Annotated in this window: 13 protein-coding genes and 2 rRNA genes (1 of these 15 cut by a window edge); 10 read left to right on the forward strand and 5 right to left on the reverse strand. The window is 62.3% G+C overall.

Going from position 1 to position 22,524, the window contains the following annotated elements:
• The 4 genes from J2T07_RS08225 to J2T07_RS08240 form a co-directional block, all read left to right on the forward strand.
• Nucleotides 1–2,500 (forward strand): 23S ribosomal RNA (locus tag J2T07_RS08225); it begins 385 nt to the left of the window's first position.
• A gap of 122 nt (nt 2,501–2,622) precedes the next feature.
• Nucleotides 2,623–2,737 (forward strand): 5S ribosomal RNA (gene rrf, locus J2T07_RS08230).
• A gap of 273 nt (nt 2,738–3,010) precedes the next feature.
• Nucleotides 3,011–4,618 (forward strand): ExeA family protein, encoded by a 1,608-nt coding sequence (locus tag J2T07_RS08235; protein WP_306848878.1) that lies wholly within the window; start codon nt 3,011–3,013, stop codon nt 4,616–4,618.
• A 2-nt stretch (nt 4,619–4,620) separates the two neighbouring features.
• Nucleotides 4,621–5,304, forward strand: a complete 684-nt coding sequence (locus J2T07_RS08240) for a rhomboid family intramembrane serine protease (RefSeq protein ID WP_306849515.1) — start codon at nt 4,621–4,623, stop codon at nt 5,302–5,304.
• On the opposite strand, the gene J2T07_RS08245 is transcribed toward J2T07_RS08240, so the two are convergent.
• Complete coding sequence (locus J2T07_RS08245) at nt 5,293–6,030, reverse strand: glutamine amidotransferase (protein ID WP_306848880.1); 738 nt, start codon at nt 6,028–6,030, stop codon at nt 5,293–5,295. The two genes, J2T07_RS08240 and J2T07_RS08245, sit on opposite strands and share 12 nt — an antisense overlap.
• On the reverse strand, nt 6,027–7,844 hold the full coding sequence (locus J2T07_RS08250; protein ID WP_306848882.1) for a GspE/PulE family protein: 1,818 nt from the start codon (nt 7,842–7,844) through the stop codon (nt 6,027–6,029). The genes J2T07_RS08245 and J2T07_RS08250 overlap by 4 nt, the downstream gene beginning before the upstream one ends.
• A gap of 65 nt (nt 7,845–7,909) precedes the next feature.
• On the opposite strand from J2T07_RS08250, the gene glyQ reads away from it, so the two are divergent.
• Both glyQ and glyS read left to right on the forward strand, forming a co-directional pair.
• On the forward strand, nt 7,910–8,824 hold the full coding sequence (glyQ, locus tag J2T07_RS08255) for a glycine--tRNA ligase subunit alpha (protein ID WP_306848884.1): 915 nt from the start codon (nt 7,910–7,912) through the stop codon (nt 8,822–8,824).
• Nucleotides 8,814–10,958 carry a glycine--tRNA ligase subunit beta gene (glyS, locus tag J2T07_RS08260; RefSeq protein WP_306848886.1) on the forward strand — a complete coding sequence of 715 codons (2,145 nt, stop codon included), beginning with the start codon at nt 8,814–8,816 and terminating at the stop codon, nt 10,956–10,958. Before glyQ ends, glyS begins: the two co-directional genes overlap by 11 nt.
• A 46-nt stretch (nt 10,959–11,004) precedes the next feature.
• On the opposite strand, the gene J2T07_RS08265 is transcribed toward glyS, so the two are convergent.
• A complete protein-coding gene (locus J2T07_RS08265; RefSeq protein WP_306848888.1) occupies nt 11,005–11,586 on the reverse strand; it encodes a helix-turn-helix domain-containing protein in 582 nt (193 codons plus the stop codon).
• Between the two features lie 629 nt (nt 11,587–12,215).
• On the opposite strand from J2T07_RS08265, the gene J2T07_RS08270 reads away from it, so the two are divergent.
• Both J2T07_RS08270 and J2T07_RS08275 read left to right on the forward strand, forming a co-directional pair.
• Complete coding sequence (locus tag J2T07_RS08270; protein WP_306848890.1) at nt 12,216–15,227, forward strand: TonB-dependent receptor; 3,012 nt, start codon at nt 12,216–12,218, stop codon at nt 15,225–15,227.
• Between the two features lie 482 nt (nt 15,228–15,709).
• Entirely contained in the window at nt 15,710–18,739 is a 3,030-nt protein-coding gene (locus tag J2T07_RS08275) for a TonB-dependent receptor (RefSeq protein ID WP_306848891.1), read from the forward strand.
• A gap of 150 nt (nt 18,740–18,889) precedes the next feature.
• Here the strand turns inward: J2T07_RS08275 and J2T07_RS08280 are convergent, their stop codons facing one another.
• The gene (locus J2T07_RS08280) at nt 18,890–19,075 is read right to left on the reverse strand and encodes a hypothetical protein (RefSeq protein WP_306848893.1); all 186 of its coding nucleotides are present in this window, start codon (nt 19,073–19,075) and stop codon (nt 18,890–18,892) included.
• 26 nt (nt 19,076–19,101) lie between these two features.
• Here J2T07_RS08280 and J2T07_RS08285 point away from each other — a divergent pair, with 26 nt between their 5' ends.
• On the forward strand, nt 19,102–19,956 hold the full coding sequence (locus J2T07_RS08285) for a DUF1481 domain-containing protein (protein WP_306848895.1): 855 nt from the start codon (nt 19,102–19,104) through the stop codon (nt 19,954–19,956).
• A gap of 264 nt (nt 19,957–20,220) precedes the next feature.
• Nucleotides 20,221–20,604 (forward strand): hypothetical protein, encoded by a 384-nt coding sequence (locus J2T07_RS08290; protein WP_306848898.1) that lies wholly within the window; start codon nt 20,221–20,223, stop codon nt 20,602–20,604.
• Between the two features lie 79 nt (nt 20,605–20,683).
• Here the strand turns inward: J2T07_RS08290 and J2T07_RS08295 are convergent, their stop codons facing one another.
• A complete protein-coding gene (locus J2T07_RS08295) occupies nt 20,684–22,501 on the reverse strand; it encodes an autotransporter domain-containing protein (RefSeq protein ID WP_306848900.1) in 1,818 nt (605 codons plus the stop codon).
• Nucleotides 22,502–22,524: the final 23 nt, after the last annotated feature.

The raw sequence follows: 22,524 nt of genomic DNA on the forward strand, positions 1-22,524 counted from the left end.
GAACATGGGGGGACCATCCTCCAAGGCTAAATACTCCTGACTGACCGATAGCGAACTAGTACCGTGAGGGAAAGGCGAAAAGAACCCCGGAGAGGGGAGTGAAATAGACCCTGAAACCGTATACGTACAAGCAGTGGAAGCCCGCAAGGGTGACTGCGTACCTTTTGTATAATGGGTCAGCGACTTACTGTCAGTGGCAAGCTTAACCGTATAGGGGAGGCGAAGGGAAACCGAGTCTGAATAGGGCGAATAGTCTCTGGCAGTAGACCCGAAACCGAGTGATCTATCCTTGACCAGGTTGAAGGTGCGGTAACACGCACTGGAGGACCGAACCCACATCTGTTGCAATAGATGGGGATGAGTTGAGGATCGGAGTGAAAGGCTAAACAAACTCGGAGATAGCTGGTTCTCCTCGAAAGCTATTTAGGTAGCGCCTCGTGCGAACACTGTTGGGGGTAGAGCACTGTTATGGCTAGGGGGTCATTGAGACTTACCAAACCATGGCAAACTCCGAATACCAACACGTGATACACGGGAGACACACGGCGGGTGCTAACGTCCGTCGTGAAAAGGGAAACAACCCAGACCCGCAGCTAAGGTCCCAAAGTCATAGCTAAGTGGAAAACGATGTGGAAAGGCATAGACAGCCAGGAGGTTGGCTTAGAAGCAGCCACCCTTTAAAGAAAGCGTAATAGCTCACTGGTCGAGTCGGTCTGCGCGGAAGATTTAACGGGGCTAAGCTATGCACCGAAGCTCGGGGTGCACACCTTTTGAGGTGTGCGCGGTAGAGGAGCGTTCCGTAGGCCTGTGAAGGTGAGTCGTAAGGCTTGCTGGAGGTATCGGAAGTGCGAATGCTGACATGAGTAACGATAAGGGGGGTGAAAAGCCCCCCCGCCGAAAGCCCAAGGTTTCCTCGCGCAACGTTCATCGGCGCAGGGTGAGTCGGCCCCTAAGGCGAGGCAGAAATGCGTAGTCGATGGGAAGCAGGTTAATATTCCTGCACTTTTCTACAGTGCGATGTGGGGACGGAGAAGGTTAGGTCTACCAGGCGTTGGTTGTCCTGGGGAAAGGCGGTAGGCATGATTCTTAGGCAAATCCGGGAATCTTTATGCCGAGCACCGAGACGAGTCCTATGAGGACGAAGTGACTGACACCACGCTTCCAGGAAAAGCCACTAAGCTTCAGCTGTAGAAAAACCGTACCGTAAACCGACACTGGTAGGCAGGGTGAGAATCCCAAGGCGCTTGAGAGAACTCGGGTGAAGGAACTAGGCAAAATGGCACCGTAACTTCGGGAGAAGGTGCGCCCCTTGGTGTGGTCACGTGCGTGACTGAGCATCGAGGGGTCGCAGTAACCTGGCCGCTGCGACTGTTTATCAAAAACACAGCACTCTGCAAACACGAAAGTGGACGTATAGGGTGTGACGCCTGCCCGGTGCTGGAAGGTTAATTGATGGGGTCAGCCGCAAGGCGAAGCTCTTGATCGAAGCCCCAGTAAACGGCGGCCGTAACTATAACGGTCCTAAGGTAGCGAAATTCCTTGTCGGGTAAGTTCCGACCTGCACGAATGGCGTAACGACAGCGGCGCTGTCTCCACCCGAGACTCAGTGAAATTGAAATCGCTGTGAAGATGCAGCGTTCCCGCGGCAAGACGGAAAGACCCCGTGAACCTTTACTATAGCTTTACACTGAACGTTGAGTTCTTCTGTGTAGGATAGGTGGGAGGCTATGAAACCGAGACGCTAGTTTCGGTGGAGCCATCCTTGAAATACCACCCTGAAGTGCTTGACGTTCTAACCTAGGTCCGTAATCCGGATCGGGGACCGTGTATGGTGGGTAGTTTGACTGGGGCGGTCTCCTCCCAAAGAGTAACGGAGGAGCACGAAGGTACGCTCAGCGCGGTCGGACATCGCGCACTGTGTGCAAAGGCATAAGCGTGCTTGACTGCGAGATCGACGGATCAAGCAGGTACGAAAGTAGGTCTTAGTGATCCGGTGGTTCTGTATGGAAGGGCCATCGCTCAACGGATAAAAGGTACTCCGGGGATAACAGGCTGATACCGCCCAAGAGTTCATATCGACGGCGGTGTTTGGCACCTCGATGTCGGCTCATCACATCCTGGGGCTGTAGCCGGTCCCAAGGGTATGGCTGTTCGCCATTTAAAGTGGTACGCGAGCTGGGTTCAGAACGTCGTGAGACAGTTCGGTCCCTATCTGTCGTGGGCGTTGGAGATTTGAGGGGGGCTGCTCCTAGTACGAGAGGACCGGAGTGGACGTTCCGCTGGTGTTCGGGTTGTCATGCCCATGGCATTGCCCGGTAGCTACGAACGGAAGTGATAACCGCTGAAAGCATCTAAGCGGGAAGCACGCCCCAAGATGAGATCTCCCGAGAGCTTGACTCTCCTTAAGGCACCATCAAGACTAGGTGGTTGATAGGCGCGGTGTGGAAGTGCAGCAATGCATTGAGCTTACGCGTACTAATGAGCCGTGAGGCTTGACCATATAACCCCAAGACGCTTCACCGTCTTCATCTCTTACTCGCGGTTCGACTTACAACCCGGACGCTTGTCACTCGTTTACACCCTCTGTGGAGCCGGCGCTTAACGCGCTGCTCCCACCCCTTCCCTGGCGGCTATAGCGGCGTGGTCCCACCTGATCCCATCCCGAACTCAGAAGTGAAACGCGCATGCGCCGATGGTAGTGTGGCTCAAGCCATGCAAGAGTAGGTCACCGCCAGGGGCTTTATCCTAAAAACCCGGTCTCATCAGAGGCCGGGTTTTTTCTTGGCGCACAGCGCGACCCGCAACAGGTCACCGCCAGGGGCTTTATCCCAAAAACCCGGCCTCATCAGGGGCCGGGTTTTTTCTTTGCCCGGTGGGAGCCGACCTTGTCGGCGAGCCCGCGGCCGCGGGCCCCCGCCGCATGCACCCATCCCCGGCAAGGGCGGCTCCCCACCAGGGCAAGGGCTATCGGTCATGTCACCGATCACGGCCGATCGGCTACATTAGGCCTATGTATCTACAGACTTTCGGGCTGCGTGAGCCTCCGTTCGGCGATGCACCGGACCTTCGGTTCGCGTGCCTGTTCACGCGCGAGCGGGAGATCCTCGCGCATGTCGAATACGAGCTAGGCTCCAGCACCTCCAGCGTCAGTCTGGTGACGGGGGAGCCGGGTGCCGGCAAGACCCTGCTGTGCATGCTCATCGAGGCCGATGCACCGAACCATGGCGTGCGTGCCGTACGTCACGGTGCGGGCGACTATGCCTTGGAAACCGTTGCATGGCTCCGCTCCCTCTATGCCGGTTTCGGCTTGCCGTTGCCGTTGAGTGCCGAAGCCAATACCCAAGAGCATCTCGTCGACGGCCTGGCCGCGGGGCTCGGTCGGCTTGCGCACCACGTGAACCATCGGTTCCTGCTGATCCTCGACGATGCGGAGGAGCTCAGCGACGACGACCTGGCCATCGTCGGGCGTCTGTTCAACGCGTGCGAGAAGGCGGCCGCGCCATTTCACATCGTCCTTGTCGGGGAACCATCACTTCGCGAGCGCTTTGCCGGAGCGGGTGCTCCCGAATTGACGGGGCATATTCGCAGCAGGCTTCCTCTCGTCCCGCTCAATGCCGAAGAAAGCGAACGGTATGTCCGGCATCGGTTGCACGTGGCGGGAACCTCGCGCATGCCCTTCAGCCGCCTTGGCCTGCGCAGCCTGCGTGACGACGGCAAAGGCAATCCGCGGCGCTTGAACACGCTCGCCCACCGCGCGCTGGAAAGGGCGGCGGAGCGCGGCGAACAGTCCATCGGCGAGCGCGCCCTGGGTTTCGTGGTGCGCGAGGCCTTACCGCAACATGCACGCTATTGGCTGCGGCGCTATCGCAAGCCGATCCTTGCGATCGGGGCGATGTTGGCTATCTTGTTCGTCGGCGGGGTGGCCACCTGGTTCCTCACCGGACACAGCCCGTCGCGGCCCAAGAACCTCGTGACCGTCACGCCCGAGCAGGCGCTGGCCAAGTTCCACGATGCGCTGCCGACCCCGGATGTGGGCAAGGTACGCGTCTGGGGCGAGCTTCTTGCCCGATGGCAGGTGACATCGAAGGAAACCTCCGTCGCCAACGCCATCAATTGCGACGCCGTCATTTTCCCCGGGTTCGCCTGCGTCAGCGGCCGCGGCTCTCTTGACCAGCTGCGGCGTTTCGACCGCCCCATCGTTCTCGAGCTAGGCGAGGCCGATGCGAAACAGCAGGTCCTGTTGGTCGGTGCGGGGGACGACGCCGTGCGCCTGTACCTCGGTGGCAAGTACGTCGAGCTGACGCGGGACGCCTTCGAGAAAATCTGGGACGGGCGTTTCTACGCCGTGTTCCGCGTCGACCCGGCGATGCCGTCCAAGCTCGCCCGTGGCGCCAGCGGTGACGGGATGGCCTGGTTGCTCAGCCGTCTGCCGCCCGATCCTACCGTCGGCGGCAGCGCCACGGCGCCGACCACCTTCGACCGCACGGTGGAAGCCCGCGTGCTCGCCTTGCAACAGCGCTTCGGCATCGCCGCCGACGGCGTGGTGGGGCCGGAAACCATGTTCGCACTGTCTTCGCTGGAAGCCGACGGGCCGCACCTCGCCCGCGGCGTGCCTTGAGCATGTTCGTCCAGGTCGATACCCGGCGGCGGTCCCGCTTGTGCTGGGCGACGATGCTCGTCGTCATCGTATGCGTGGTGAGTTTCGTCGCGCTGGCCCTGAGTGGCCGCACCGAGCGTATCTCGATCATGCTGCATTGGGGCACGGTGCCGGCGCACCTGTTCGGCACCGGCTTGCCGTTATGGGAGCAGGTGAGCGACCCCGCGCTACTGCGCCTGTTCACGGCCATGTTCATCCATGGCGGCTGGTTGCACCTGCTGAGCAACCTACTCTTCCTCGTGATCTTCAGCCTGCCCGCCGAACGGAGTCTCGGATCGCCGCGGTTCCTGCTGCTGTTCCTGCTGGGTGGCGTGGTGGCGAACCTTATCGGTGCGATTTCGCTAACCGGCGTGCGCGTGGCGATCATCGGCTGCAGCGGTGCGGTATCGGCGGTGGTCGGCGCCTACGTAACCTTGTTCCCGCGCGCGAAGCTAGGCCTGGTATTACCGCTCGGCCTGTACCTCGAATTCGTCCGCGTGCCCGCCTTCGTGCTGATCGGCATCTGGGCCCTCGTGCAGCTGCTTTTCAGCTACGCGGGCGCCAGCTACGGTGCCGTCGTCTGGTGGACCCACATCGGCGGCTTCCTCTTCGGCATCGTGTTCGCGCTGTTCTCGCGCGGAGCCATCGCCCGCCGTCTACGCGGCTGACATCTCGCGCGAGGCGAGCAGGTGCTCGCGTACGAAGTTGCGCAGCAGCATCGTCGCATCGGGTGTAGGTACGACGGCGGCAAGCAACGCATCGGGAGCATGGCCTTCCTCGCGCAGCACGTCGTGCTTGCGCCGGATATAGGCGCGCATCACCTCGGCCGAGAATTCCGGGTGGAACTGCGTGCTGATCGCGTGCTTGCCGTAGCGGACGAGGTGGTGTGGGTCACGGTCGGACCGCGCCAGCGACACCGCGCCCCGGGGCAATTCCATGACGCTCTGCTCGTGCGTGGCATGGGCATGGAATTCCCGTGGCAGGCCCGCGCCGAGGGCATCTTTCGCGGCATCGCCCTGGGTCACGATGCGGAGCGTGCCCATTTCACGGCCGCCGGGCAGGTAATCCACGCGTCCCCCCAGCGCATGCGACATCAGCTGGTGTCCGTAGCACACGCCCAGCATGGGCAGGTCCACGTCCATCGCGTTGCGGATCCACGCCGCCGTGCGTTCGCTCCAGGGCAATTTCTCCGTCACCATCGACGCGGAACCTGTGATCACGGCGCCCGCGCAATCATCCGGCTCGGGCAGGCGATCGCCCTGCTCGACGTCGATCACGCGGACGTGCGCGTCGCGAAGACGCAAGCCAAGGCGGAACCAGCGTGGAAAATCGCCATGACGAGCGCTGATGGTCTCGGGCGCACGCCCTGTACGAACGATGAGAACGGGCTTCATGGTTGGATGCTGTCGTCGATATCGGTGGGTGGGAGCACGTTGAGTACTTCCCGTACGGTAGTGAGTCCGGCGGCCACCTGCATGGCCGCCGAGATGCGCAGCGGTTTCATGCCTTCGCGCAAGGCCGCGTCGCCGAACTTGCCGAGGTCGAGCTCGGACGAAATGATCGAACGAAGCCTCGCTGAGACAGGCATCATCTCGTAGACGCCGGTGCGGCCGAGGAAGCCCGTCTTGCGACATTCCAGGCACCCGACCGGTTCGAACACGTGTTCCGGTACCGGGACGTCCCAGCCGTGGGTAAGCACGGCCCACGCATCGGGATCCTGCGTGCCCACAGTCTTGCAGTGCGGGCAGAGCGTGCGTACCAATCGCTGCGCCACGACACCCGTCAACGTGGACTGGATGAGATAATGCGGCACGCCCAGGTCGAGCAGGCGGGTCACCGCACTGGGCGAGTCGTTGGTATGCAGGGTCGACAGCACCAGATGGCCCGTCAGCGAGGCCTGCACCGCCATCTGCGCGGTTTCCAGGTCGCGGATTTCGCCGATCATGATGATGTCCGGATCCTGGCGCAGCAGCGTGCGTACGCCGGCCGCGAAATCCAACTCGATCCCGGGTTGCACCTGCATCTGGTTGAGCTCGGGCGAGACCATCTCGATGGGGTCTTCGACCGTGCAGACGTTGAGCTCCGGCCGCGCGAGGTGCTTCAGCGTCGAGTAGAGGGTGGTGGTCTTGCCCGAGCCGGTGGGGCCGGTCACCAGCACGATGCCGTGCGGACGCTCGACCATACTTCGCCAGAGGCGGTCCTCATCGGCGGAAAAGCCCAGCTGCGCGAAATCCTTCATCACCAGGTCGGGGTCGAAGATACGCATCACCACCTTCTCGCCGAAGGCTGTCGGCATGGTGGATATACGCAATTCCACTTCGCGGCCACCCGCCGACCGCGTCTTGATGCGGCCATCCTGGGGGCGGCGCTTTTCCGCCACGTCCATGCGGGAGAGGATCTTCACGCGCGCCGTCACGGCGGTCATCACCGGCGGGGGCAGCTCGAACACTTTCTGCATCACGCCGTCGATACGGAAGCGCATCTGTCCGGCGTCGCGCCGCGGCTCGAGATGGATGTCCGACGCGCGTTGTTCGAACGCGTATTGCAGCAGCCAGTCGACGATATGCACGACATGGCGATCGTCCGCTCCCACCTCGCCGGCCTTGCCGAGTTCGACCAGTTGTTCGAAGTTGATGATCTTCGAAGGTTCGCTGCCTCCCTTGGCGTCCTGGGCGAGCTGGATCGACCGCTGCACGCCATAGAACTCGAGCAGGTAGCGGTTGATGTCGATCGGGCTGGACACCACGCGGCGGATATCGCGGCGGAGCATGTGGCCCAGGTCGTTCGCCCAGCCCATGTCGAAGGGCTCGGCCGTGGCGAAGGTGACCTCCACGGAGGACGCCGCCACCGGCAGGATGCGGTGGCGCTGCGCGTAGGCGCTGCTCACCACCTGGGTGACCTGGGCCACGTTGACCTTCATCGGGTCGATCTTGAGGTAGGGCAGGTTGGCTTTGCCGGCCAGCCATTCCACCAGGGTTTCCAGGCTGAGTGGACGCCCCACCTCACGGCGGTTTTCCAGCTTGCTGTTGGCGACCAGCACGAGGGGGTGCAGCTCGATGGCGGACTTGCCGCTGCGCGAGCTCATGCGGACACGCTTGGCGTCCTCGCCGGTGAGGTACCCGTCGACGACGAGCGAGGCCAGCACCTCGTCCAGTTCCAGCCGGCCTCGGCGGCCGAGCAGCGCGCCGGGTTGCGGATTGACTGCCATTGCGTCCGACCCTGTGTGAATCCTACGCCGCTATACTAGCCCGCTTTCTCAAGGACTCGGGAACCATGTCCGCGCCCACCTTCCAAGACGTGATCCAGACCCTGAACCGCTATTGGGCGGAGCAGGGCTGCGTGCTGATCCAGCCGCTCGACACCGAGGTCGGCGCGGGTACGTTTCACCCCGCCACCTTCCTTCGTGCGCTCGGACCCGAACCCTGGGCCGCCGCCTACGTGCAGCCCTGCCGCCGCCCTACGGACGGCCGCTACGGCGACAACCCCAACCGCTTGCAGCATTACTACCAGTACCAAGTGGTGCTCAAGCCGAACCCGGACGACATCCTCGAACGCTACATCGGCTCGCTGAAGGCGCTGGGCATCGATCCGCTGGTCCACGACCTGCGCTTCGTCGAGGACAACTGGGAATCGCCGACCCTGGGTGCCTGGGGCCTCGGCTGGGAAGTCTGGCTGAACGGCATGGAAGTGACCCAATTCACCTACTTCCAGCAGGCCGGTGGCTTGGAGTGCCGCCCTGTGACGGGCGAGATCACCTATGGCCTCGAGCGTCTGGTGATGTACCTGCAGAACGTCGACAGCATCTACGACATCGTATGGACGCACGCCCCCCACGGCGTGGTGACCTACGGCGACGTGTTCCACCAGAACGAGGTGGAGCAGAGCACCTACAACTTCGAATACGCCAATGTGGCCGAACTGCTGCACTGGTTCGACGTGTGCGAGGGCGAGGCCGGCAAGTTGATCGCCGCGGGCCTGCCGTTGCCCGCGTACGAGCAAGTCTGCAAGGCCAGCCACGCCTTCAACCTGCTCGACGCGCGGCGAGCCATCAGCGTGACCGAGCGCCAGCGCTACATCCTGCGCGTGCGCACGCTGGCTCGCAGCGTGGCCGAGGCCTACGTGGCACAGCGCGAGAAGCTCGGCTTTCCGGGCCTGAAGAAAGACAAGGAGGCCGCCCATGGCCGATAAGCGATTGCCCCTCGTCATCGAGCTGGGCACCGAGGAACTGCCGCCGAAGGCACTCGACGACCTTGCCGGAGCCTTCGCACGCGGTGTCGTCGAGGGCCTGGAGAAGCGCGGCGTCGCCGCCGACTACGCTTCGGCAAGAACCTACGCATCGCCGCGCCGTCTCGCTGTCCATATCGCGGACGTCGCCGTGGCCCAGCCCGAGCAGAACGTGGAACGCCGCGGTCCGGCCGTGGCCGCCAGCCTGGGAGCAGATGGTGAACCCAGCAAGGCGCTGGTCGGCTTCGCACAGTCCTGCGGTGTCGAGGTCTCCGCGCTGGAGAAGCTCGAAACCGACAAGGGGTCATGGTTCGTCTTCCGCGCCGTGAAGCCCGGCCAGCCCACGGCGGCGCTGTTGCCCGAGATCGTCACCGAGGCGCTCAAGGCGCTGCCGATCCCCAAGGCCATGCGCTGGGGCAATCGCGAGGACAGCTTCGTGCGCCCGGTGCATACGCTGCTGATGCTGCACGGCGCGGATATCGTCGAGGGTGAAATCCTCGGACTGAAGAGCGGCCGCCTCAGCAGTGGTCATCGCTTCCACCATCCCAAGCCCGTGCATGTGGCGGATGCCGACAGCTGGCTCGACGCGTTGCGTCATGCGCACGTCATCGCCGATCCCGCCGCGCGGCGCCAGCGCGTACGCGATGAGGTCGCCCGTGTCGCCACGGGTGGCATCCCGCGCCTTTCCGAGGGCTTGCTCGACGAGATCGCCAACCTCACCGAATGGCCGGTCGCCATCGCCTGCACGTTCGAGCGTGAATTCCTCGAGGTGCCGCCCGAGGCGCTGGTCACCACCATGGAGACCAACCAGAAGTTCGTCCCGGTGTTCGATGCCGAGGGCCGGCTCACGGAACACTTCATCGGCGTGGCCAACATCGAAAGCCGCGATCCCGCTGAGATCCGCAAAGGTTACGAGCGCGTGATCCGTCCGCGCTTCGCCGACGCGAAGTTCTTCTGGGACGAGGACCTCAAGACCCCCTTGGCCGATTACCAGGACGGCCTGAAGAACGTCACCTATCAGCAGTCGCTCGGCAGCCTGTGGGACAAGACCGTGCGGGTCGCCGAACTGGCGCGCGTCATCGCCAACCGGGTCGGCGTCGATGCCGGCCAGGCCACCCATGCCGCCGCGCTGTCGAAATGCGACCTGCTCACGCGCATGGTCGGCGAATTCCCCGAACTGCAGGGCGTGATGGGCCGTTACTACGCCACGCGCCAGGGTATCGCGGCCGAGGTGGCCGATGCGCTCGACAGCTTCTACCAGCCGCGTTTCGGTGGCGACGCCATCGCCGCCGGCAAGGTCGGCCAGGTGCTGGCCGTGGCCGAGCGCCTGGACACGCTCGCGGGCATTTTCGCCGTCGGCCTGAAGCCCAGCGGAAACAAGGACCCGTTCGCCCTGCGCCGCGCCGCGCTCGGTCTGGCGCGCACCCTCATCGAGGGTGGTCTGGACATCGACCTGCGCGCCACTCTGACGGAGGCGTTCGAACTGGTTCCGGAAGCCGCCCTTATCGCCGGCGTGAAGCCCGGCAAGGACGGCAAGGCCCCGGCCGTCGACATCGGCGCCCGCCGCCGCGAACTCGGCGACGAGGTCCACGCCTTCGTTCTCGATCGTCTGCGCGGCTACTACGCCGACCAGGGCTATTCGGCCGACCAGTTCGAAGCCGTCCTGGCCGTGACCCCGGCCACGCTGCCCGACTTCGACCGTCGCCTGCGCGCCGTGGGCGAATTCGCCCGTCGCGACGAGGCTGCGAGCCTGGCTGCGGCGAACAAGCGCGTCGCCAACATCCTGCGCAAGCAGGCGGAGGAAGCGAACGCGTTGCCTATCCCGGGCACGGTCGACCCGGCGCACTTCGAGGTGGACGCGGAGCGTGAACTGCATGCCGCGCTGGATGCCGCCCGCGCCGACACCCGGGCCTTGCTGGCCAGTGGTGACTACACCGGCACGCTCGCGCGGTTGGCGGCACTGCAAGCGCCCGTCGATCGTTTCTTCGACGACGTGCTGGTCAACGCCGACGATCCAGCGGTGCGGGCCAACCGCCTGGCGCTTCTGGCGCAGCTGAAGGCCAGTTTCGGAGCGATCGCCGACATTTCACGGCTTTGAGACGTGTGGCGCGCGGTGGTTCGCGCGCCAACGCGCTGACGTGGCATCAGGCCACGGCAACGCCCTTGTCGTCGTGGATGCGCGACACCACCGTGCGCCTGAAAGCGACCATTCGGTCCGCGTAGTCCTGCTCGCCCGAGCGGCTGAGGATCGAATACATCTCGGCCACCAGGTCGGCGTGGCGCACGGGTGAAAAGCGGCTGCCGGTCATCTCGATGTCCGACTGCAGCAGTTTCATCGCCGCGGCGAGGCGCGACGGGTCCAGCACGCCGGCGACGGTCGCCGATATCTCGCGGCCGTCGCGGCCCCGCGTGGATTCGCTGGACTCGGTGCGTGCGACGGCGTCGTCGCCCGAGCCATCGAGCATCATCGGACCTTCGCCGGCGGCGAGCCAGACCAGCGACAGGCCCAATGTCTTGGCCATGGTCACGCACCGGCCCCGGGAAGGGTCAGTGTTGCCATCGCGCCAGCTGCGCACGACGCCCTCGGAGAAGCCGCAGCGGCGGGCGATCTCACTGACGCTGCCGCACATCTTGATGACCGCGCGGACGCGGGTGGCAAACGAGGACGTAGGCACCGCGGTGTCAACGCGCCCGGTTTCCAGTCCCAGCTGGGCTGCGTCGGCCAAGATGGATCCCCGTGAATTGTCGTTCATGCGATTGAAACCTCGTGATTCAGAAGGCCGCCCCCCGGCGATTACGCGCAACCAACGCGCGAACCTGATGGTTGGTGTACAGCGACTAGCCTTCGAAAGCCTTTCAAGCCGTAAGTTTCCGTATTTTCTCGCTACCTCGGCTGCGAATGCCCCGGAAGATGGAGGCGTGACCGCGAATAGACGCGACATTTCGCTAGGAATGTTTCCTAGTCCGTGGAACCGTCATGTGCCATTAGTCATTGTGATCGCGTGGATAAGTCGTTGATCTTTACCCCAAAGATGACTAACGGATAGTTATATCAATGCGTAAGTTATTGCCACGCACAGTATTTTTTGCGTTATTTTCCTGTTGTGACTCGCAAAATCCTGCGCTATACGTCATCTCGCGCGACGCGTTCTAAGGGGGAGAGTCGCGCGCCAGGGGCATCAGGGGGGGAATCCCGCATTTCGTCGGTGTCGGCCATGGGCCGGCGCAGCGTGCTGCGCGGATTTCAAATCAAAACCTCGCTCGTATTCCACCGGCCGTTTTTCGTGCCGGGCGGGTGAGTGCGCACGTCATTCCGAACGCACTGGGGAAGTGCGGTCTACTTGGGGAGTCACAAATGAATGTTTTGAAGTACGGCAGCCGGCCTTTCCGCCGCACTGCCCTCGCTACGGCGCTCGGTGTCAGCCTCGCCTGTGGCGGTGTTGCCCACGCGCAGTCGAACGCGTCCGGCGTGATCTTCGGCCATGCCGACGATGCGGCCGGCGCTACCGTCCATATCGTCAACGTGGACACGGGCTTGTCCCGTGACGTGCCGCTTCCGGCGGACGGCCGCTTCCGCGCCACGTCGCTGCCGGTCGGCCACTATAAGGTATCGCTCGAACGCAACGGCACGACCGTCGCGACGCGCGACGTACAGGTGAACATCGGTTCCGGTACCGACGTCTCCTTTGCCGCGGCCGCTTCAGCCGCCACGGCTACCAGCCTCGAAGGCGTGCAGGTAACGGGCACCGCACTCCCGGCGATCGACGTGTCGTCAGTCGATTCGCGCACGGTGCTCACCGCCGAGCAGCTGCAGCGTATTCCGGTCGCCTCGAACGTCAACGCTGCCGCGCTATTGGCGCCCGGCGTCGTCAGTGGCGACTCCCGCTACGGTGGTGTCGTCTCGTTCGGCGGCGCGTCCGCGGCCGAGAACCAGTACTACATCAACGGTTTCGCGGTGACGAACCCGCTGACCGGCCTGGGCTTTGCTACCTTGCCGTTCGACGCCATCGACCAGCAGCAGATCCTGACGGGCGGCTACGGTGCCGAATACGGCCGTTCCACCGGCGGTGTCGTCAACCTGACCACCAAGCGCGGTGGCAATACGTGGAAATTCGGCGCGCAGGTGCAATGGAGCCCTCGCGCGTTGAAGGCGGACCCGAGGAATATCTATTATCCGAAAACCTCGGGTAACGTCACCGACGGCGCGCTTTACCAGTACCGCAAAGGCAACAAGACGACCGATACCCTGTACGGTCTGTATTTCAGCGGCCCGCTGATCAAGGACAAGCTGTTCGTCTACGCAGCCGCCGACGTGGTGCGCCAGGACGGCTCCGACGGCGTCACCAACGTCCTCACCCAGACCTCGTTCGATGGTCCGCTCAAGGCGAACCACTGGTTGGGCAAGATCGACTGGAACATCACCGATAGCCACATCCTGGAACTGACCGGCATCGGCGATACCAACCTCAACGACACCACCATCTACTCATATGACTACGAGACCCTCTCGCGCAAGGCGTTGATCGGCTCCGAACATCAGAAGAACATCGGCACGGCCAATTCGACGCCGGGCGGCATCATGTACATCGGCAAGTACACCGGGTACATCACCGACTCGTTGACCATCGACGCGCTCTACGGTCATAGCAAGACGGATCACGTGGATAACGTGTCCGGCGCCGCCGGCGTCGTGTGCCCGAACATCGTCGACAACCGAAACGTTCCCGCCGCGCAGAAGCGCGTCAGCTGCGCGCCGGTGCAGGGCAACCTCATCGCGCCGGGTGCACAGGACAAGGTCAAGAACTGGCGTTTCGATGTGCAGTACAGCATCGGCGATCACGACCTGCGCGTCGGTATCGACAACCAGACAGCGGAATCGTATGGCGGCCTTGCCGTGCAAGGCGGCGCGTTGTGGACGTATAGCACCCCTCCCGCTTCGGGCACCGTTTCGGGCTTCCCGGAACTGGCCATCCCGCCGGGCTCGACCGAGATCGTCCGTCGCCAGATTTTCCGCGCCGCCGGCAACGTCAAGGTCGAGCAGGAAGCGCAGTTCATCGAAGACCACTGGCAGATCTCGCAGAACTGGTTGGCCTACCTGGGCCTGCGTAACGAGCAGTTCAAGAACTTCAACACCGATGGTGTCGTGTTCGTGAAACAGCGTCACCAGCTTGCTCCGCGCCTGGGTGTCACCTGGGATGTCTTCGGCGACTCGACCTTGAAGATCTACGCCAATGCGGGCCGGTACCACCTCGCCATTCCTTCCAACGTCGCCATCCGCGGCGCGGGTCCGCAGTTGTTCGAGCGTCAGTACTTCACCTATAGCGGCATCGATCCGACGACGAACGCGCCGATCAATCCCACGCCGATCTCCGATATCCATTACGCGAACGGTGCCGACGGCAGCGCTCCCGATCCGAAGACGCTGTCGGCCAAGAACCTGAGTGCCTACTACCAGGACGAATACATCCTCGGCTTCGACAAGCAGCTCTCGACCGATTGGACGATCGGTGCGAAGGCTACCTACCGCAAGCTCAAGAGCGTCATCGACGATATCTGCGACAGCCGTCCGATCGAAGCCTGGGCCGAGAAGAACAACGTCACTATCAGCCCCGACGCGGAAATTCCCGGATGCCTCCTATTCAACCCGGGCAAGGGAAATACGTTCACGATCGACCTGGATGCCGACGGTCGCTACGAGCAGGTCAAGCTCACCAAGGAAGACCTTGGTTTTCCGGATCTCAAGCGTAAGTATCTGGCCCTCAACCTCTACGTCGAACACCAGTTCAACAACCAGTTCTACGGCCGCGCCGAGTACGTCTGGTCGCACAGCTTCGGTAACTCCGAAGGCCTGCTGAAGTCTGACATCGGCCAGCTCGATCCTTCCGTCACCCAGGACTGGGACTATCCGGAACTGATGATCGGATCGAATGGCCCGCTGCCCAGCGATCGCCGTCACCAGTTGAAGGCCTATGGTTTCTGGCAGGCGACGCCGGAATGGTTGTTCGGTGCGAACCTGTCCGCCATGTCGGGTCGTCCGAAGAACTGCCTGGGCGTGCGCGATCCTGACGTGTACCAGTACGGATCGTCGTACTTCTACTGCGATGGCGAAGCGCCGCGCGGCTCGCGTGGCCGCCTGCCGTGGACCTATCAGCTCGCGCTAAGCGCTGAATACCGTCCGGCCATGTTCAATCACGACCTGTCGCTGAAGGTTGATGTGTTCAACCTCTTCAACCAGCAGCGCGAGCAGAACATCGACGAGACCTACCAGACGGCCGACGGCACGCTCAGCCCGACTTATGGTCGTCCGCTCAGCTTCTCCGTGCCGCGTAGCTTCCGCCTCACGGCGCGTTACGACTTCTCGCTGTAGTTCGCTGAAAGGTTAAAAGAAGAAAGGGCCGCGGGGCGTTTACGCCCCGACGGCAAGGAAAAGCGTCTCCCCAGATTGCCCTCGGCGTCTCCCGCCGGGGGCACTTTTTTTGCACGGAAGCGTTTCATTTGTAACCAAATTTAGACCGTTTTACTGCCTTTTAGGGGCGGTCATGGCCCACTGGGGGCCAAGAAAAACTGCCGATCCCTTGTAAATAATTTGTTGACATGGCGGTCAGCGTCCGCCTATGTTCGGCATCGACGATTCTGGGCGGTACTTTTGTGAACCACGTTCACATTACCGTTCAGTGAAGAGTCGACGGCTTGTCGGGAGCAAGTCAAAGGGGAGAGGCGTACCGCTCTGGGAGGAGGGGCGCGCTGGCAAAACCCCCGAACCGTGCACCCGCTCAGGTCACTATTTTCCGGCCTTGGTCGGTTTTGTGTGTTTTCAGGCCCGGTTGGGCCGATCTGGGGAGATTTGCAATGAGTTCTCGTAGCACCCGGCAGGCGTCTGTCCTGCGTCGTTCTTCGCTCGCCCTCGCGTTGGCCGTCGGACTCGGTGGGTCCGGAATGGTGGTCGCGCAGTCCACCGTGGGTACGATCTTCGGTAGCGCGACCCCGGGCCAGACCGTCACCGCGACCAGCGCCTCGGGCGTGACCCGTACAGTTACCGTTGACCAATCTGGTCGATACACGATCGGTTCGCTGCCGGTAGGCACCTATACCGTGTCGGTCTCCTCCGATGGCGCGACGGTTTCGAGCCGCGACAACGTCGGCATCCGCGTCGGTTCCGGTACTGAAGTCTCCTTCAACAACCCCAAGGCGGCAGGCGACGCACAGGATCTGTCGGGACTGACAGTCTCGGCGAACACCCTGCCGTCCATCGACGTTACGGGTGTGGACTCGCGTACGGTCGTCACCGCGCAGCAGCTGCAGAAGCTCCCGCTTGCTCGTAGCGCCGATGCGATCGCGCAGTTGGCACCTGGCGTCGTGCAGGGCAGCTCGGACTTCACCAACCAGTCCAATGGCCAGCGTCTCTCATCGTTTGGCGGTGCCGGCGTGTCCGAGAACGCGTACTACATCAACGGCATGAACGTCACCGACCCGCTGAACGGCCTGGGCGGTATAGAACTGCCGTATGGTTCGATCGAACAGCAGGAAGTGCTGACCGGCGGTTACGGTGCCGCTTATGGTCGTTCCGACGGTGGCGTGATCAACCAGGTCGGCAAGCGTGGTACCAACGAATGGCACTTCGGTGCGCAGATCCTCTATACCCCGGAATGGGCGCGCGGTACGCCGTCCAGCACGTACTACGGCAAGGGCTATCCGGGTGGCGAGCTCAACGGCACGCTTTACCAGAACCGCAGTGCCAACAAGGGCTGGGAAGTGGTTGAAAGCGCCTACGTCGGTGGTCCGCTGATCAAGGACAAGTTGTTCATGTTCGCGTCGGTCGAAGCCGACAAGACCGAAGACAAGTACACAGGCGTCAACTCCAGCGCCGCCCAGCAGACCAAGCGAACCTTCAAGGACCCGAAGTGGTACGCCAAGGTTGACTGGAATATCACTGACAACCACATCCTCGAGCTCACCGCTGCCTCGACCAAGCACGAGTACAATGGCTCGAACTACGAGTACAACTACGACGATTTCAGCCGCGGTGAGTATCTCGGTCAGGACGTCCCGACCAAGACCTCGGCGAAGATGTGGATCGCGAAGTACACCGGCTACATCACCGACGATTTCACCGTGTCGGCGCAGTTCGGTAAGCAGATCACGGACATCTATCAGGAGAACGTGAACAACTATCCTGACTTGATCCCGATTCTCGGTTCGACCAATCAGAATCCGGCGTTCACCGGTGGGTCGCCGATCACCAACGCGAACAAGGTCATTCAGTACACCGATCCGAGCCACCAGACGCGCGGCGCGAATTACCGCATCGACTTGACCTACAAGCTCGGCGATCACACGATCACCGCGGGTATCGATAACCAGCGTACGCAGGATCTGAACGACAGTACCTTGATGGCCCCGAATGCCGGCTACGCCTGGCAGTACGGTCGCCAGAACAATCCGGCCAGTGAAATCGCTGATGGCGAAGTCGATGCCCCGATCGGGTATCCGGGTGGCCAGAACGGTTACTTCGTGGACAAGTATGTCCAGTACACCAGTGCCTCGACCCGCGTCGAGCAGCGCGCGCAGTACATCGAAGATACCTGGCAGGTGACCGACCGCTGGCTGGTGAAGATTGGCCTGCGCAACGACCAGTTCACCAACTACAACCCGGATGGCGATGCGTACATCACGCAGACCCGTCCGCAGTGGGCGCCTCGCCTTGGCTTCAGCTGGGACGTGTTCGGTGACTCCAGCTTCAAAGTCTACGGTAACGCCGGTCGTTACTACCTGGCGCTGCCGACCAGCGTTGCACTCCGTGGTGCTTCGGGCTCCTACTACACCAAGGAGTACTACACCTACACGGGTATCGACGCGAATGGTTATCCGACGGGACTGACCCCGATCAACACATATCAGGGTGCGGGCGTGCCTTACTCGGCTAACCGCGAATACGGCCAGCAGCCGGATCCGAAGACCGTGACGGCCAAGAATCTGAAGGCTCAGAACCAGGATGAGTACATCCTCGGCTTCGACAAGGTCCTGAACGACCAGCTGAACTTCGGCATGAAAGCGACGTACCGCAGGCTCAATCGCATCATCGACGACGTCTGTGACACCGACGTGCTCGAAGGCCAGGCTATTGCGCAGGGTGCCGACGTGAGCGGCTTGCGTGGCTGCTACTTCTTCAACCCGGGCAATGCGGCGACGTTCCAGCTGCCGAACGCGACGGGTGGCTACCAGCAGGTCCACATCACGAATGCAGATTTTGGCTTCCCGAAGCCGAAGCGTAAGTACTACGCGCTGGATACGTACCTCGAGCATCCGTTCGACGGCAAGCTGTGGGGCCGTATCACCTACACCTTCTCGAAGAGCTACGGCAACTCGGAAGGCCAAGTGAAGTCCGACATCGGTCAGCAGGACATCGCCGCGACGCAAGACTGGGATTACCCGTCGATCATGGAATACGGCTCCGGCCGTCTCCCGAACGACCATCGCCACCAGATCAAGGCTTACGGTACCTGGCAGATCACCCCGGAATGGAACATCGGCGGCATTCTGCAGATGGCCTCCGGTTCGCCGAACTCGTGCGAAGGTCTGTATGGTCCCAACCAGACCGTCCCGGCGTACAACGGCAATTACTACCACTGGTGCGATGGCGTGCCGTCGCCATACGGCTCGAAGGGTACGACCGACTGGACACACATCCTGTCGCTCAATGCCGAATACCGTCCGGCGTTCGCGGACCACAAGCTCGCGTTCAACGTGAACGTGTACAACGTTCTCAATGAGCAGAAGCCGACCCGTCTGAACTCTGACTACTCTGACGGTAACTACCAGACGCCGCAGTCGTGGGAAACCCCGCGCTACGTTCGCTTCGGTATCACCTACGACTTCTGATCCAACGAAGTCACGGGTTGGCCCGCTGCGGGTAATTCCCAGCGGGCGGAACGAAACGCCACCTTCGGGTGGCGTTTTTTTGCCCTCTGTGGCGTCTTTTCGACCGACAGGACTATCGGCATCATTCCTGCCGGAATCGTGAAAGCTCCTTTAAATCAATAATTTGCCGATTTTCGGCAAATTTAAGTCCAGACGTGCGGGCGGCGTCGCGAAATAAGCATTCCATAAGACTTGTCGCTTGACTTTTCCCATAGCCCATTTACCGGTATCCTCGGAGATTCCCCCCGGAAGTTCTTGCGCGCCATGCGCGCGCGTATCTTCCGTGACCCATGACATTTCCGTTCCGTAACGAGGTTCGACCCATGCGCAGGATCTTCTTGTCGCTCGCATCCGTGGCCGCACTGGCTCTTGCCGGCTGCAGCGGCGGCTCCGACAACAACGGCCAGCAGGCCGCCGCCGGTGGCAGCGACAATGCCGCTCCCGCCAACGCCAACGCTGTTACCGGAACGGTCGCGCTTCGCGACGCCGGTGCGCAGTTATCGCCGGATGCCAAGCTTGAACTCAAGCTTGTCGATGTCTCGGCCGAAGGCTCGCAGCCCCTCGCGTCCAAGACGATTCAGCCGGTCACCTTGCCGCAGCAGTTCCAACTCGATTTCAACCCGTCGGATCTCAACCCGAACGACATGTACATCGTCGAGGTGTCGTTGCAGGACGGCGAGCGCCATTACTCCTCGCCGCTGAAGACCCCGGTCCTGACCAAGGGCGCGAAGAACGTCGCCAACATCCAGCTCGTCGGCGAAGCCACGCCAGGTGAGAAGGAACTGGCCGGCTTCAACAGCGTGAAGAAGAACATTGGTGGCATGAAAGTCACCCAGGGCACCGCGCTGAAGGAAGGCGAGTCGCGCGGCTGGCAGATCTTCAAGAAGGGTAATGACGTCCAGTTCGTCATTGAGCTGGTCGACTACGGTGACAAGGGGTTCACCTCGACGAACTACGCTTATAAGAACGGCAAGCCGTGGGTAATCGTCCAGGAAAAGAAGCCGAGCAAGGACAGCAAGCCGACGTCCATCGAGCGCGCGGGCTGGAACGATGTCGGCGAGCTGGTGCTGAAGCAGAATGAAGCCGGCGGGAAGGTCGACGTCCTCAGCGATGATGCCGTCGGCGACCTGAAGAAGCAGGCCGAGGCTATGTATGCGAAGGGCGGCGGTAAGAAGTAATCATTGCTAGACTCGACAAAGAACGCCGGCTTAGGTCGGCGTTTTTTTATGCGTCACGGAATGCTCCAACGCGCTCGATGACTGAGCGAAAACGGCACGAACGTAAGAAAGGGCTGTTATGTAAGGTTTCGCTGACAGACAGGCGGATTCCCCTGGCGCAGTTTTCCCGTATCCCGGGAGACATGGGTTGCGTCGCCGCCGTATCGAGGTGAGATCGCGCGACCACATTCATCACTCGGTTCGTTCACCGTATGGAGAAAGCCAATGAAGAACCCGCTTCCGATGCTCGCTCTCGTTGCCCTGCCTTTCCTTGGATTCGCAGGTAATGCTCACGCTCTTGCCCAGAACGCGACCTCGCATAAGTACTTTGACGAAAACGGCGCTCTCGTCGGTCAGGACATCAGGCTATGTAGTGCCCTCAGTTACCACGCTGGAAACACCCATACGGCCTACTTGATTACGGAAGAAACAAATTGCATCGGTAATCCCGGCCTGGACTACATCGTGCCAAACACGATCATCACCAGCTATACGCTGCCTGGTTTCTTGTCGATAAGCACGGCATGCGGGGTCGCGGAATGTGAACACGCAGGCGTCGCCGAGCCGAGCCGATTGCTCGACAAGGGTTGGACCTGGACGAATCCGTAGATCTTCCCGTTCCATTCCGCACATAAGACAACGCCGGCTTTCGCCGGCGTTGTCTTATGTGCGGAATGTCGAGGCTTGATCAAAAAGCCATCTTCACACCCAGATTCAACCCGTTATACCGTTGCGTATCATCAGCAAAGCGACCCGTGTAGCTCACCCAGCCACTCCAGGTCTGGTTGAACTCGGCGGTGACACCGAGGTCGGCGGTGACCCAGGTCTTGTCCGGGGTGAAGCCCTGCACGCTGAACTCACCCGACATGTTCGTGAGGCCGGCGGTCACGTAGCGGTCGTCGGCGCGGCCGTCGTGGTTGTAGGCCACTTCCGCGAACGGATGCAGCACGGTGTTACCCGAGGTCCACGAGCCCTGCAGGCGCCAGCCGGCGGTTTCGATGCGGGCGTTACGCGTCTGCTTGTCGAAGTGCATCGCCGTGCTGGTGTCGTTGCGCTCGGTGTAGCCGAACACGCGCAGCTGCTCCCACTCCACCGAAACGAACGGGCCGGTCTTCAGCGTCTCGTTGCCGAACCACCAGCCGCCGGTCAGGCCGCCGCCGATGTGCGAGCCGTCGGTCTTGCCCGTTTCGGTGCGGCGGGCGGCGCCGAGGTCGATGCGGCGGTCGATATCGGTGAAGCTCAGCTGGCCGAAGCTGGCGAAGCCGCCGAAGTAGCCGCCACCGTTGTGGTAGAAGGCGTAGCCCGAACCTGCGATGTCCTGCATCTTGTAGCCACCACCGCCCTGGAAGTCGGCCTTGGACTGCGCGATGCCCATGGCCACGCCCATCGAGACGTGATCGTTGACGCGCGCGTCGGCACCGATGGTCAGGTTGACGTTGTCGCTATCGGTCTGGGGCGAGGTGTCGGTGCTCTTGAACTTCTGCTGGCCGTAGTCGACCGCCGCGAAGACGCGCGAATCGGCTCCGAAGTTGTCGGCCATCATCTGGTTGCGCAACGAGCGCACGTGCGCGGCGTTCGAGGCGAGGCCGGCCTCGCCGAGCAGCGAGATCTGCTGCGGGGCCGTGATCACCGAGATCGCGTACTGGCCGAGCAGTGCATGTGCCGCCGTGGTCGGGTGGATGCCGTCGGCGAACAGGTAGGTGCTGGCCGCGTTCGGGTCACGCAGCGTGCCGGGCGTGCAGGTGAGCGAGCTCGACGTGGTGCAGGCCGGCGTCGTCACGTTGGTGAAGCCATACGTACCCGGGCTTGCGATGACTTCGTTGAGCAATGCGTAAGTATCGATCGGCACGATGCCGCGGTTGGCCTGGGCCAGGCCGCCGGAGAGGATACCGTTGTAGACCTGGGTCAGCTGGGTGATGCCGGCGGAGGCGGCGGCGCCCTGCGACATGGCGGCGGGCGTCTTGCCGACGTCCGGCAGGTTGAAGACGACGATGGTCTTCGCGCCGGCGGCTTGCAGCGCCTTGATCTGCGCGACCTCGTTCGTCGCCGCGGTGGCGACCACGACCTGGGCGGTGGCCGGGTTGGCGGTGGCGGCGAGGAGGTCGTTGGCGCCGATCCACATCGTGTACAGCGCGTTCGGATCGGCCTTGCCGCCGGTCGATGCCAGATAGGTCTGGATCTGGGTCGACGTCGGCGGAACGGTCAGGGGCGTGCCGGTCACGGGATTGACCGTGGCGGCGCGGGCGTTGCCGTACGCGTAGTCGGTGCCGCCCAGGAGGGACGGGGTGAGCGTGTAGCCGTAGTGGGCGGCGATGTTCTCGACCGCCACCGTGCCCGGATTGGTGGTGAAGCGCAGCTGCACCGGCGAGCCGATCAGCGTGGAGACGTTGCCGCTGTCGCTGAGGCTGTCGCCGAAGGAAACGACCTGCGTAAAGCCGTCGGCATGAGCGCCGGCACTGAACAGAAGGGCAGCGCCGATGGCACCGGCAAGATGGCGAATACGCATGTGGTTCACTCCGTGTGTGGGCG

Source organism: Luteibacter jiangsuensis (genome assembly GCF_030812295.1).
GTDB lineage: Bacteria > Pseudomonadota > Gammaproteobacteria > Xanthomonadales > Rhodanobacteraceae > Luteibacter > Luteibacter jiangsuensis_A.